At 39.2% G+C, this 13,039-nt stretch carries 10 protein-coding genes; 4 read left to right on the top strand and 6 right to left on the bottom strand.

Annotated elements, in window-relative coordinates:
• Positions 1–512 precede the first annotated feature (512 nt).
• Both MSBR3_RS05755 and MSBR3_RS20070 read left to right on the top strand, forming a co-directional pair.
• Entirely contained in the window at positions 513–1,685 is a 1,173-nt protein-coding gene (locus MSBR3_RS05755) for a type III PLP-dependent enzyme (protein ID WP_048107069.1), read from the top strand.
• A 119-nt stretch (positions 1,686–1,804) separates the two neighbouring features.
• On the top strand, positions 1,805–1,972 hold the full coding sequence (locus tag MSBR3_RS20070; protein ID WP_155396738.1) for a hypothetical protein: 168 nt from the start codon (positions 1,805–1,807) through the stop codon (positions 1,970–1,972).
• A gap of 2,073 nt (positions 1,973–4,045) precedes the next feature.
• Here the strand turns inward: MSBR3_RS20070 and MSBR3_RS05760 are convergent.
• From MSBR3_RS05760 to MSBR3_RS05780, 5 genes are all read right to left on the bottom strand, one after another.
• Entirely contained in the window at positions 4,046–5,491 is a 1,446-nt protein-coding gene (locus MSBR3_RS05760; protein ID WP_048110095.1) for a 2-oxoacid:acceptor oxidoreductase family protein, read from the bottom strand.
• A 2-nt stretch (positions 5,492–5,493) separates the two neighbouring features.
• Complete coding sequence (locus MSBR3_RS05765; protein ID WP_048107071.1) at positions 5,494–6,549, bottom strand: 3-methyl-2-oxobutanoate dehydrogenase subunit VorB; 1,056 nt, start codon at positions 6,547–6,549, stop codon at positions 5,494–5,496.
• A gap of 19 nt (positions 6,550–6,568) precedes the next feature.
• Positions 6,569–6,817 (bottom strand): 4Fe-4S dicluster domain-containing protein, encoded by a 249-nt coding sequence (locus MSBR3_RS05770; protein ID WP_048107072.1) that lies wholly within the window; start codon positions 6,815–6,817, stop codon positions 6,569–6,571.
• 565 nt (positions 6,818–7,382) lie between these two features.
• Entirely contained in the window at positions 7,383–9,062 is a 1,680-nt protein-coding gene (locus MSBR3_RS05775; protein WP_048107074.1) for an AMP-binding protein, read from the bottom strand.
• A 282-nt stretch (positions 9,063–9,344) separates the two neighbouring features.
• Positions 9,345–9,899 (bottom strand): helix-turn-helix domain-containing protein, encoded by a 555-nt coding sequence (locus MSBR3_RS05780; protein WP_048107076.1) that lies wholly within the window; start codon positions 9,897–9,899, stop codon positions 9,345–9,347.
• A 394-nt stretch (positions 9,900–10,293) separates the two neighbouring features.
• Here MSBR3_RS05780 and MSBR3_RS21725 point away from each other — a divergent pair, with 394 nt between their 5' ends.
• Together MSBR3_RS21725 and MSBR3_RS05785 are read left to right on the top strand one after the other, a co-directional pair.
• Positions 10,294–10,473, top strand: coding sequence for a pentapeptide repeat-containing protein (locus tag MSBR3_RS21725; RefSeq protein WP_394297724.1), 180 nt, complete (start codon positions 10,294–10,296; stop codon positions 10,471–10,473).
• A gap of 260 nt (positions 10,474–10,733) precedes the next feature.
• The gene (locus MSBR3_RS05785) at positions 10,734–12,311 is read left to right on the top strand and encodes a NosD domain-containing protein (protein ID WP_052723301.1); all 1,578 of its coding nucleotides are present in this window, start codon (positions 10,734–10,736) and stop codon (positions 12,309–12,311) included.
• Positions 12,312–12,454: 143 nt separating this feature from the next.
• On the opposite strand, the gene MSBR3_RS05790 is transcribed toward MSBR3_RS05785, so the two are convergent.
• Positions 12,455–12,958 carry an amino acid-binding protein gene (locus tag MSBR3_RS05790; RefSeq protein WP_048107078.1) on the bottom strand — a complete coding sequence of 168 codons (504 nt, stop codon included), beginning with the start codon at positions 12,956–12,958 and terminating at the stop codon, positions 12,455–12,457.
• Positions 12,959–13,039 lie beyond the last annotated feature (81 nt).

Genomic DNA, 13,039 nt, shown 5'->3' on the forward strand with positions numbered 1-13,039 from the left:
CATTTTAAATTTATTTTCAAATTTCGCAGATCTGATCTTTAGTAAAATGGATTTAAACAAGTTACTTCAAGATAATATGGACAAAAAAAGGTTTTAGAATCGTTTAATCATTTAATTAAGCTTTTATTCTTATTTAAATCCCTAATGTTTCTTTTTTAGATAAAAATCATTTTTGGATATTCAGAGAATATCCAAGATTTCTCATGTCTTCTGTGCGTTTATAAGGATTTTTGATACCTTTAATGCAAAAAAAAAGCTTAATTAGATCTTTTATTATGATATGACTATTTTTACTAAATATCTATTGATTTTAGTTATTTTTATGTCTTGATATCTACCGAGAATTAGTTTTATATACATTAAATCCTATTTGAATCGCTTTATCTCGTTCATTATCAAAATAATTCATTATAAACTGAATAATCATTATAAATCAGTATGATACTAAAAATTATTAACCAGTATGTGCATAAGTTTGAGTATAGAAGTTTTAATTTCAAAAGGGAGTAGATATGAGAAAAGAGCACTATGTGTTCCCGTTGGAGGATTTCGCTTCAAGAGACGATTTTAACAGAATCAAAAAGTTCTCCCGGGATAAAGAAACCCCGTTTTTGACTGTTGACCTGAAGAAGATAGAGCAGAGCTATGACGATCTGGTAGAGCACATGCCCTTTGCAAAAATTCACTATGCTGTAAAAGCTAATCCTATGGATGAGGTTGTGCTTGCCCTGAAGAACAAAGGCTCCAATTTTGATGTGGCAACGGTTTATGAACTTGATCAACTTCTCAGGCTTGGGGTAGAGCCTGAAAGGATCAGTTACGGCAATACTATCAAAAAAGAGAAAGATATAGAATACGCATATGAAAAGGGAGTGAGGCTTTATGTTACTGACTCTGACAGCGATCTGAAAAAGTTAGCTAGAAAAGCCCCGGGTTCCAGAGTATTTTTCCGTATCCTTACTGAGAGCGACGGGGCTGACTGGCCTCTCTCAAAGAAGTTCGGTTCGCACCCTGATCTGATATATAAGCTCATTTTGAAGGCTGAGAAGTTGGGACTTGAGCCTTATGGACTTTCTTTTCATGTTGGTTCTCAGCAGAGAGACATTGGCCAGTGGGACAATGCCATTTCCAAATGTAAGTACCTTTTTGAAGCAGTGGCTGAAAAAGGCATACAGCTAAAAATGATCAACCTTGGTGGAGGTTTTCCTGCAAAATATCAAGCTCAGGCTCATGAACTTGAGACCTATGCCGGAGAAATACGCCGCTTTTTACATGAGGACTTTGGAGAAGAACTGCCTGAGATTATTATAGAGCCCGGACGTTCTTTAGTTGCCAACGCCGGTATAATAGTAAGTGAAGTTGTAATGATCTCCAAAAAAGCCAGATTTAACCAGTACAAATGGGTCTATCTTGATATTGGCAAATTCGGCGGTCTTATAGAAACTCTTGATGAGTGCATCAAATATCCTATTTTCTGTGATAAAAAAGGTTGCGCTGAAGAAGTAATTCTTGCAGGCCCGACCTGCGACAGCATGGATATCCTGTATGAGCATCACAAGTATTCATTCCCTCACACAATGCGCGAGGGAAACCGCGTGTACATTTTCACGACAGGTGCCTATACCCAGAGCTACAGTTCCGTGTGTTTTAACGGTTTTCCTCCTCTCAAGGCTTATCTTCTTTGAAAATATACTAAAAAGTTAATTTAAAAGGCTAGAGCACTGAAGGGCCTGAATGACCCAAGACTCTATCCTTTTTACAGCCAACATATGCTTCTCTCGAATCCCCTTTTGCTCTTAAGAGAATGGAATGCTTAACCGCAACCCTTTTGAAAAAATTGCTTGACCGCAACCCTTTTGAAAAAAGGCTTGACCGAAAACCTTTTTTAAAAAACTGCTTGACCGCAACCCTTTTGAAAAAATTGCTTGACCGCAACCCTTTTGAAAAAAGGCTTGACCGAAAACCTTTTTAAAAAACTGCTTGACCGCAACCCTTTTGAAAAAAGGCTTGACCGAAAATCACTGATAAATCTAAAACATTATGATAGCACGATCGCAATCCTTTTAGAAAGGCTTGATTGAAAAGTCCAAGCGGCAACGTGATCAATATCGTAACAGTTGCAAATCAAAATGGGTAGTTTGTAAAATGTTGCTGTGGTTATCTATGACTGGAAAACAGGAAATAAAAGTGTAAAGCTACTCTTTCCAGACTTAGATATTCTCTTTGGTTATGCTGTGTTTATTCAAACCGGTTATGAATCTAATAACACTTTATGATTACAAATTGAGTTAGGAATAAAAATAATGGGTTACTCTCTTAAATCGCCGGTTTGGATTGTGCATGGGGACAATAAGTTTTAAAAAGAGATTTTATGGCATTTACTATCAACTTTACTATCAACTTTACTATCAACTTTACTATCAACTTAATGTATTAAATTTTATCATTTAATTGAATATTTTAATATCATTAAAAGTTTTGCACATAAACAAATAAAAGAGCTATTTAAAAATTCAGAGTACAAACTGTTTTTTTGGTCGGTTATGATATATATTCCTAACCCACTATAAGAGTATAGATTAAGAGTAATAGGGTTTCCTCTTAATCTTTGGGTTGGATCGCAGGTAGGGACCCGAGAATAGGGACTCGGTAACCCTACCATCTACTTTTAAACTAATTTCTAGGGCAACGTGCTATTTTTCATAATGTTTTTATTTTTAATAAACTTTATGACCGTTCCTAAATTTAGAATTTTATACACAATGTTGACTACTACTTTATGAAGGACCGTGAAAGTTAATATCTTTTTGCTTTCCTTCAGTTTGGGCTCAACGACAAATCGCAAATTTCATTAGACACCTGGCATATTGCGCATGAGATCTACCAGGCTCCTTTACAAAAAGGCAAGATTATAGGACGGAGTATGAATCCTAAAGTCTTTATCCTCGATGGTTCACTGAAAATTGTATGCAGCACCTGCAATGTTGCTTTAACATACTCACATCGTTAGTAAAAAAGTTTTTTTCAGATTGCTAATAAGATGATAGTTACAATAAGACGATAGTTATGAAGATCCGGTAAAATTAATGTTCACGAAAGATTTAATATCATTGAAAATTTTGCCTATATCAAAAATCGATGTCCGAAGTAAAATTTAAATTACTAATTGTTTTTTGTGTCGATTATGATATATATCTCCATGTTGTTATAAAAAGAGTGTAGATTGAGAGTAATAGGGTTTCCTCTCAATCTCTGGGTTGGATCGCAGGTAGGGATTCGAGAATAGGGACTCAAACCCTACCATCTACTTCTATGTTAGATTAAGAGTAATAGGGTTTCCTCTTAATCTTGGGTTGGATCGCAGGTAGGGATTCGAGAATAGGGACTCGATCCCTGCCAACTGATTCTATATCAATTAACTGCTTTTCTAATAAACATTTTCTAGTAAAATACTTTTCCAATAAATTACTTTTAAGTTACTACCATTCAGCAGATACATTTGAAATTAATTTATTGAATATCATCTTATTCTTACAATGTACTTAGATTTAATAAAGTTTATGATTGTTTTATAAGATGATGTATATGCCTGAATATCTCTTTTTTAAGGCAAATTGGGGCTTCTCCATTGAGTTCTTAGAAATGTATGTTCCTCAGATTAACTTTTTCTGCTCAAGGCAACCTGAAAAATATCTAAGAAAAGAATAACGTGGAACATTTAACCGTTAAAGAGGATAAAACTATTTGAGAACTATTGGCGATCCACAAGGAGCTTACTTAATAGTTGCTTGGAAATTAATTGAAAACTGATTGAAAACTGATTGAAAATTAATTGAAAACTGATTGAAAACTGATTGAAAATTAATTGAAAACTAATTGAAAACTAATTGAAAACTAATTGAAAACTAATTGAAAACTAATTGAAAACTGATTGAAAACTAACTGAAAATTATTAATAAAATCAGGTAGAGAAAAAATTTTCTCCACCTGTTTTTACGCAACTCGAGTATCCTCGAAACTTCGTATTTTCTCAAACCTTAAATCCTTAGAATTTAACATTTTCTCTTGCCCACTGTGCCCCAGCTTCGAGAACCATCTGGTTAAACTCAATGACTCTGGGTTTTCCTGTAAAGTTTTCGGCAAGAGCCTCCTTAAACACTTCCTCTTTCAGGCCGGTTGCGTTAATACCCATAAGGACTCCAAGCATGAAAGAGTTAGCAGCTTTCTCGGAACCGGCTTCCTTGGCTTTTTCAGTTGCAGGAACAGCAACTGCCTTTACATGTGAAGGCGTTTCGACTTCACCGATGGATGAGTCATAGAGGATAAAGCCTCCTTCTCGAACTGCCCCTTCAAACTTTTCAAGAGAAGGACGGTTCATAGCTATCAGAATGTCCGGAGTGTAGACCGTAGGAGAGCCTATAGACTGGCCTGAAATCACGACAGAGCAGTTAGAGGTACCTCCCCTCTGTTCAGGGCCATAGGACGGGAACCAGGAAGCGTTGAGATTTGCCTTAACTCCGGCCTGTGCAAGAATTATTCCCATGCTGAGAACACCCTGCCCTCCGAAACCAGCAATCTTGGTCTGGATCGGGGCAAAGTCCTTTCTGGCAGGTTTTTCTTCGGCTTCTGCCTCAATACCGTAAAGCTGTTCAAGGGCTTTGGTTGTAAAGTCACTGACTCCACGGTGCAGTGGTTCTACTTCTTCTGATTTATCCCTGAAATTCTTGACAGGAAATTCCTTTTCCATCTCTTCATTTATGAAACTGATGGCCTTTTCCGCATCCATCTTGAGGTTAGTCGGGCAGGAGGCAAGGACTTCAACAAAAGCATATCCTTTCCCGTCACGCTGGATTTCAAGCGCCTTATGTATGGCTTTTCTTGCTTTCCTGATATGGGATATATCCGAAACTGAAACCCTTTCAATAAATACCGGAGCCTTAAGGTTTTCCAGCAGCTCGCACATATGTAGAGGATAACCTGCAAAACGGGGGTCCCGACCTTCCGGGCACGTAGTGGTCTTTTCCCCTACAAGAGTTGTGGGTGCCATCTGTCCACCTGTCATTCCGTAAACGGTATTATTTACGAAAAAGACTGCAAGCTTTTCACCCCTATTTGCGGCCTGAAGAGTCTCGTTCAGACCAATGGAAGCCAAATCTCCGTCTCCCTGATAAGAGATCACCACAGCATTTTCTTCAGCCCTGGAGACTCCAGTACCAACCGCAGGCGCACGGCCGTGAGCAACCTGGATGTTGCCTGTATCAAAATAATAGTAAGCGAAGACCGCACATCCCACAGGGCTTATCATAACGGTCCTGTCCTGAATACCAAGGTCATCAATTGCTTCGGCAATAAGCTTGTGCAGAACCCCATGTCCGCAGCCTGGGCAGTAATGAGTGGCTGTAGAGGCTACTGATCCTTTGCGAGGGTAGTCCGCATACAGGGCCTTTGGCTTTCCTATTACTTTTTCTCCGTTAATGATTTCTGCTGCCATTTTCATGCCTCTCCTGCCATTTTCCTGATTTTATCCATAATCTGGTCAAGAGTCATCAAGTTTCCTCCCATACGATTTACAAGCTCTACAGGCTGTGAACAATTGATTGCAAGCCTGACATCATGTATTAATTGTCCATTGCTCATTTCCACGGAAATAAAGGAACAACCCTTATCTGCCAGGGCTTTCAACTGCGCTTCAGGGAACGGGAATAGAGTTTTTGGCCTGAAAAGCCCCACTTTAATGCCTTCCTGTCTGGCAAGATCTACGGCTGACCTGCAGATCCTGCTGCTTATTCCATAAGAAACAAGGACAATTGATGCATCATCGGTCAGGTACTCCTCGTAATCGACTTCATTCTGCCTTATGAGCTCGTACTTCACCTGCAGTTTTTCATTGAACTTTCCAAGTTGATCGAAGTCCAGAAAGATGGAGGTTATCAGATTAGGCCTGGTTTCGGCTGTACCGTTGACCGCCCAGGTACTATCAATCTCAGGAACAATAGCTTGCTTCGGGAATTCGAGTGACTCGATCATCTGTCCGAGCACTCCGTCCGCAAGCACAACAGCTGGGTTCCTGTACTTGAAAGCAAGCTCAAAAGCTTTCATGGTAAAATCGCACATTTCCTGCACTGAATTAGGGGCAAGCACGATATTTCTGTAGTTCCCGTGCCCTCCGCCTTTTACCACTTGATTGTAATCTGCCTGCTCAGGCCCTATATTTCCAAGGCCTGGCCCTGCCCGCATAATATCTACAACCACGCATGGAAGCTCAGCGCCAGCAAGATAGGAAATTCCTTCCTGCATCAGGCTAATTCCAGGGCCTGAAGATGATGTCATGACCCTATGTCCTGCCGATGCTCCTCCATAAACCATGTTAATCGCCGCTTCTTCGGATTCGGCCTGAACGAACTTCCTTCCAATTTTTGGCAAATATTTGGATGCATCATGTAGAATCTCACTTGCCGGAGTTATAGGATACCCGAAGAAACAGTCACATCCGGCATATAGTGCACCGATGATTACTGCGGAGTTGCCTTTTACTAGTTGTGTTGTCATAGTTTTCCTCCTTCCTGCCTTACCTGGCTTCCTCTTCTTTCAGGGGAATATGAATCTCGATTGCAAGCGGTTCAGGGCAGGTATAATAGCAGCTTGCACAGCCTGAGCAGCCCTCTCCTTTGTACTCCACATAATGGTAACCCCTGGCATTCAGGTTTTCACTCATGGAAAGTACGTCTTTGGGGCAGGCTAGAAGGCAGCGTCCGCAGGCCTTACACTCCAGAGTATTAATTACAGGGTATGGTTCTTTTTTATCGTTCTTTGACATATGAGATCCTCTTTTTGCTCATTTTTCAGTTCTCTTTGGACTCTTCTCAGGTCTCAGGCCTATTTCCGGATATAGGGTTCCGGAGTTTTCGATTTTTATCCGGACTTCTCCAGTCATTATTTTATTCAACCGGTCTTCTATGACAGAAAGAAGAGCCTCAGGTTTCTACTTACTTAAGTTGTAAATTGTATAATCTATTAGACAGTAAGTTAGCAGAAAATTGAGATAAAAATATAAAGTGAATTAGAACCAAATCTTCTTAGAGCAAACTTTCCAGAAAGTTTAAGGTACTTATTTCTTTCTTTTTTTCCTTTTTTGTTTTGACCCGAAACTCATTTGCTTCCGGATCAAAACAGGGCTTATTTGTTTTACTAATTTTCGTTTGCTTAACAGATTTGTTTGCTTAACAAGTTTTGTTTGCTTTATCAGGTGTTATTTGCTTTATCAGGTGTTATTTGCTTTATCAGGTATTATTTGCTTTATCAGGTATTATTTGCTTTATCAGGTGTTATTTGCTTTTATATTATTTTCATTTTCTAATCTATCTCTATTTATTAAATTATCTTTAGTTTAACTCATTTTGATCTTTATCCCGGATTTCGACCCTGCGAATCTTTCCGCTAATGGTTTTTGGAAGTTCGTCCACAAACTCAATTATGCGCGGATACTTATAGGGGGCAGTGATACTTTTTACATGTTTCTGGAGCTCTTTTTTAAGCTCTTCTCCAGGCGTGTATCCTTTTGTGAGCACAACGGTTGCCTTGATAACCTGACCTCTTACAGGATCAGGAGCACCTGTAATTGCGCATTCGAGTACTGCAGGGTGCTGGATAAGGGCGCTTTCCACTTCAAAAGGCCCGACTTTATATCCTGAGGTCTTTATGATATCGTCAGCTCTACCCACAAACCACAAGTAGCCATCTTCGTCCTTCCAGGCCATATCCCCTGTATGATAATAGCCATCGTGCCATGCTTCCTTAGTTTTCTCAGGATCTTTCCCATAGTGGACGAAGAGTCCTACAGGTTTTTCTTCCTTTGTGTTGATTACGAGTTCTCCTTCTTCCCCTACTTCACAGAGTCTTCCGTCTCTGTCCATCAGTTCAATTTTATATCCAGGAGATGGCCTTCCGATAGACCCTGGTTTTGGTTCCATCCAGGGGTATGTTGCTATACTTACAACGGTTTCAGTTTGCCCGAACCCTTCCATAAGCTTTATTCCGGTGAACTCAAGGAACCGGTAAAATACTTCCGGATTAAGAGGTTCGCCTGCAACAACCGCATATTTAAGGGTACCAAAATCGTATTTTGAGAGATCTTCCTTAATTAGGAACCTATAGATTGTCGGAGGAGCACAAAAAGTTGTAACCCCATACTTAGAGGCTTTTTCAAGCATAGTCCTGGCTTCAAATCTGTCATAGTCATAAACAAAGACCGCACAACCTGCGATCCATTGGCCATATAGTTTTCCCCATACGCATTTTCCCCAACCGCTGTCTGCAACAGTGTAATGCAACCCGTCATCTTCCACATTCTGCCAGTACTTTGCGGTAAGAATATGCCCTAGAGGGTAGGTAAAGTCGTGTTCTACCATTTTTGGGAAACTGGCTGTTCCTGAAGAGAAATAGACAAGAGAAACATCGCTGTTTTTTGTAGCAGCATCTCCCGAAGGACGTTTGAAATCAGGAGAGGCTTCTTCGAGTTCTTTTTTGAAATCAATCCAGCCTTCCCGGACATTATCTCCTACGACCGCTTTTTTGAGCGTGATATTTCCGCATTCGGAGTGTGCTTCATCTACCTGTTCTGGAACTCCGTCTTCCGATATGCAGACGATCATCTTCAATCCGGCTTTTTTAATCCGGTATACAATGTCTCGTGTCTTGAGCATATGGGTTGCGGGTACAGCAATGGCTCCCAATTTATGCAGTGCAATGATACAATACCAGAACTCATACCGGCTCTTTAAGGTGAGCATTACGTAGTCGCCTTTACCTATCCCATGCTTTGCAAAAAAATTTGCGGTTTTATCACTGTAGTACTTCAGGTCTTTAAAAGTAAAGATTCTCTCTTCCCCATTATCGTCACACCAGATCATTGCGATCTTTTCAGGGAGATCTCTTGCATAGGTATCGACTACATCATAGGCAAAGTTGAAGTTTTCAGGAACAAGGATTTTAAAATTTTTCTCAAAATCCTCATAGGATTCAAAGTCAGTTTTAGAAACAAATTGGCTGAGCAAAGAAGTCATTCTGGACACCCGTTTTATCTATTTATATATAGCTTCTAGATTTATGAAGGCTACACGCCATTACTTGAGTTTCAAGGTTTTAGCCCGGACATAGAATTTCTTACGCATTTTTATCGGATTTGAAACAAGTAATATTAACTCAAATAACATAATTCAAACTACATCAACTCGAATCAAGTTAATCTGAACTGCGTTTAACCGAATTATCTGGATCTAATTGAGTTCACCAAGTTATGTTTAATCGAACAATATCAAGCCAGGTTGAATTAACGGATTAAATTATTACATTATAACTGCCAGGAACTTGGCTGACTTTCCTTCCAGGGCTTCCATAGCGTGTTCGTAAGTGGAGTCAAAGTAAATTGAGTCTCCTTCATTCAGAATCAGCTCATTATTGTGAATATAGACTTTCAGGCTTCCTTCCAGCACATAGTTAAACTCCTGCCCAGGATGGGAGTTAGTCTCAGGTTTTGTCCCGTATGGCTTGGGTTCGACTGTAACTACAAAAAATTCAGCCTTTTTATGAATGAATTTTTCAGCCAGGTTCTGGTACTTGTACTGCTTCCTCCTCTCAACGTTGACCCCTTTTCCATCCCGTGTAACTGTGAATATATTCATACGTGGCTCTTCCCCTGTAAGAAGAGTAGCCATATCCACACGCAGCTTGTGTGCAATTTCAAAAAGTATACTTGCCGGAATATCCTCAGTTCCATCTTCATATCTTCCATAAGTTTCATCGGATACTTTTAGATATTCTGCCATGTCTTTGACCGTGAAATCCGAGAGTTCACGCAGTTCATGTACTCGATCTGCAATTTCTTTTATTTTTTCCTGCATGATACGTATTCTCCAGCTGAATTTTTCAAGAATTAACTAAGATCTACTTAAAAACCTTTGTCTTTACGGATTTTATACCTGCTTTACAGAGATTTTTCTTCCAGACCCATTGAGAATTATAATTAATATACGTTATCATTTATTTCTATAGTCTTATTTTTTGTAATAAGTATATCGAAGAACTGAATCCTGGCAGATTCAAACATACAGCTTTAGAAATAAGACCATTTTACCGGGTTTATCAATAGTAAAGTTGTTTCATAACATTCGGAAAATAATGTTTAAAGTCCAATTAATGTTTAACTTCTCTTTTTAACTTCTGTTTAGAACTTGTGCTTTTTAACATACGTTTTGTGCTTTTTAACATATATTATTAGTTAGTGCAACTGGGATGATGTTAACCAAATCAGATTTAATCGAATTAGATTTAATCGAATCAGATTTAACTGAACAGGGTTTAAATGAACTAACCTTAACCGAATCAAGCTTAACCGAATCAAGCTTAACCGAATCAAGCTTAACCGAATCAAGCTTAACCGAATCAAGCTTAACCGAATCAGACTTTAAGTTTTAGATCATATTTTGGAATTTAAACTTAACCCTATAACTCATTAGAGGATTTATACTGTTACTTGTTTCACTTTTCACTACACAATTTTATATGTTAGGTATTTTGAAGAGAAAAAGTCTTCAAAGACCTATTTTTCCAAACAGAACTTTCTTGTAACTTTTAATTTTTATTTCTATTCTTTAATATTTGTTTAAATCAACAATTTTATATGCATCCTTTTAAAAAATAATTCTGTAAATTCCTGGATTGATATGTGGGTTAATATGACAGAAATTCGAACTTTCAGACGGATATGCTTTTTTGCAATTTTTCTGGTTCTGGTTCTTATGTCAGAGACCGGAGCAGTAGAAAATTATGTTTCCCCAGGAGAATCGATTCAGGAAGCAGTAGATAATGCTTTTCCAGGTGACACTATTCTTGTGAAGCCCGGAGAATATAATGAAAGCATTCAAATCGATCAGGATAACCTGACAATAATCTCGTACTCGAAAAATTCTTACGATACGATTATTACCGGAAAGAATAGGGAGAGCAGTATATTCAAAATAATTGCCAGCAATGTGACAATCAGCGGTTTCTCAATAACCGACAGTAAGTATGGAATTTACCTGAATGGCGCTCAAAACTGTATCATAAATAACAGCATTATCTCGGGGAATAATATCGGGATCTGTCTGTTTAAGTCCGAAAACAATACCTTGAGCAATAATACCGTATCTTCAAACGCCGATTGCGGAATCAAGTTGTCTGCCTCTTCAAACAATACGATATATAACAATTTCTTCAATAATACAAATAATGCCAGGGACAGTAAACTCAATACCTGGAACCGGATCTCAGGCAACTGCTGGAGTGATTATACAGGTCAGGACGAGGACGGAGATAATATCGGCGATACTGCATATGCCGTAAACCGCCTCACGAAGAGTATGGACTACAGACCATTAATGAATTTCATTCCGGAACTTCCCGTGATGCCAGAAGCAATTTTTACTTCCAATGTGACAGTAGGATACGCGCCTCTTACGGTTGAGTTTACGGAAATCTCAGAAAACGCCAGCTCACTGTTATGGAGCCTTGGAAACCTGGAAGTTTCGACCTCTTCGGATTTTTCGCATACTTTTGTCAACGAAGGTAACAATACAGTTACCCTGAATGTCACGAATGAGAATGGCAGTGATTCGGCCAACGTGGTTATTAATGTTTTGAAAGCTCCGGACCCTTCAGTTCCAATATTTCCTGAGGCTAAGTTTGGTACTAATGTGACAATCGGGCATGTTCCGCTTACTATCCAGTTTTTTGATCTTTCCAGGAATGCAGCCTCGCTGTCATGGAACTTTGGAGATGGAAAGAAGTCTTACTGCCCGGAACCAAAACATACTTTCTGCTGTCCAGGAAATTATACGGTTTCCCTTACTGCAAAGAATGATAATGGTAGTTCCTCAGCCTGCGTTATTATTCAGGTCCTGAAGTCAATAAACCAGTCCTCGATCGAAAACACCGTTAGTCCGGAAGATGCCTCATCCATTGTTAATTCGGAAGATACCGGAAACTCAGGCTTAAGTCGCAGAAACGAGGGTGACCGTACCAGGGGATTTCTGAATATGAAAAGTTTTGAGTCTGTTGAGAACTTCGTCCTGTTTTTTACTGGAACTCAACCGCTTGCGGAAGTGGAACCACAGGTAGAGCATAAAATTCTCAGACTTGATGATACTATTAAAAACCTTACCGAAGATTCAGTATCCAGAAGTAAAGTAAGAAATATTTCTATGCGTACTATATTTTTCGGATTCCTTGTAATAGCTCTTGGACTCTCCACGTTTAAAAGAGGAAGAAAATAAGTTAAACAAGTTAATACTTACAGTTAATGTTCGCAGTTAATACTGAAGGAAAAAACTTTTCTCAATTGAAAAATAGTCTCTTAAGTGAAGTTTCCAATCTCGCTTCCACTTTGTTTATAGGGTCCTGATTTCTGGTAGAAGATTCAGTAAATGCTTACTCCTTTGACTGAGGGAAGTTCAAGGATTTTGTCAACAAGTTCTCCAGGGACTTTCTTGTCGGTAACAATTGTAAGCCTTGGATTATCAGTTAGATAAGGATCATCCGAAACAGCCTGGCGGATGCTCACTTTGCTTCCTGAGATCAGGCCTGCAACCTCAGCAAGAATGCCCACGTCAGCGGCATCTTCAGGAATAATAATAATTACTCCCAGGCCAAGCGAAGGAGCAACGTCTCTGAGGAAGGGAATAGAGTGAACATTTTTAAAAATTCTGCTTAGAAGCTCATCCGAAATAATGGTTTTTGTAGTTGCGTCAACTACTCGCCGGTCAACGCCTGCTTCTTTTGCAAGCTGGGTATGTGCAATCTCAATGCTTCCTGAGGTGACCTTCCCTTCTTCATTTACCTGAAACCCGCGTTCAAAAAGCAACTTAAGCACTTTTGCCTGCGCAGGGTATTTTTCAAACTTTTTGAGTAATGTCTGCCACATATAAACTTAAGTTTAAACCAGGTTCCCTGATATATAGTTTCTTATTGCGATCCATTGTCAGTATAGTAAAGTGTCTTCAGG

The sequence above is a fragment of the Methanosarcina barkeri 3 genome (assembly GCF_000970305.1).
GTDB classification, from domain to species: Archaea; Halobacteriota; Methanosarcinia; order Methanosarcinales; family Methanosarcinaceae; genus Methanosarcina; species Methanosarcina barkeri_A.

What these genes read in the sequence shown, in the direction of transcription:
- MSBR3_RS05775 (WP_048107074.1), bottom strand. Translation starts at nt 9,062, where the DNA reads ATGACTTCTTTGCTCAGCCAATTTGTTTCTAAAACTGACTTTGAATCC.
- MSBR3_RS05755 (WP_048107069.1), top strand. Translation starts at nt 513, where the DNA reads ATGAGAAAAGAGCACTATGTGTTCCCGTTGGAGGATTTCGCTTCAAGA.
- MSBR3_RS20070 (WP_155396738.1), top strand. Translation starts at nt 1,805, where the DNA reads ATGGAATGCTTAACCGCAACCCTTTTGAAAAAATTGCTTGACCGCAAC.
- MSBR3_RS05785 (WP_052723301.1), top strand. Translation starts at nt 10,734, where the DNA reads ATGACAGAAATTCGAACTTTCAGACGGATATGCTTTTTTGCAATTTTT.
- MSBR3_RS21725 (WP_394297724.1), top strand. Translation starts at nt 10,294, where the DNA reads ATGTTAACCAAATCAGATTTAATCGAATTAGATTTAATCGAATCAGAT.
- MSBR3_RS05790 (WP_048107078.1), bottom strand. Translation starts at nt 12,958, where the DNA reads ATGTGGCAGACATTACTCAAAAAGTTTGAAAAATACCCTGCGCAGGCA.
- MSBR3_RS05770 (WP_048107072.1), bottom strand. Translation starts at nt 6,817, where the DNA reads ATGTCAAAGAACGATAAAAAAGAACCATACCCTGTAATTAATACTCTG.
- MSBR3_RS05765 (WP_048107071.1), bottom strand. Translation starts at nt 6,549, where the DNA reads ATGACAACACAACTAGTAAAAGGCAACTCCGCAGTAATCATCGGTGCA.
- MSBR3_RS05780 (WP_048107076.1), bottom strand. Translation starts at nt 9,899, where the DNA reads ATGCAGGAAAAAATAAAAGAAATTGCAGATCGAGTACATGAACTGCGT.
- MSBR3_RS05760 (WP_048110095.1), bottom strand. Translation starts at nt 5,491, where the DNA reads ATGGCAGCAGAAATCATTAACGGAGAAAAAGTAATAGGAAAGCCAAAG.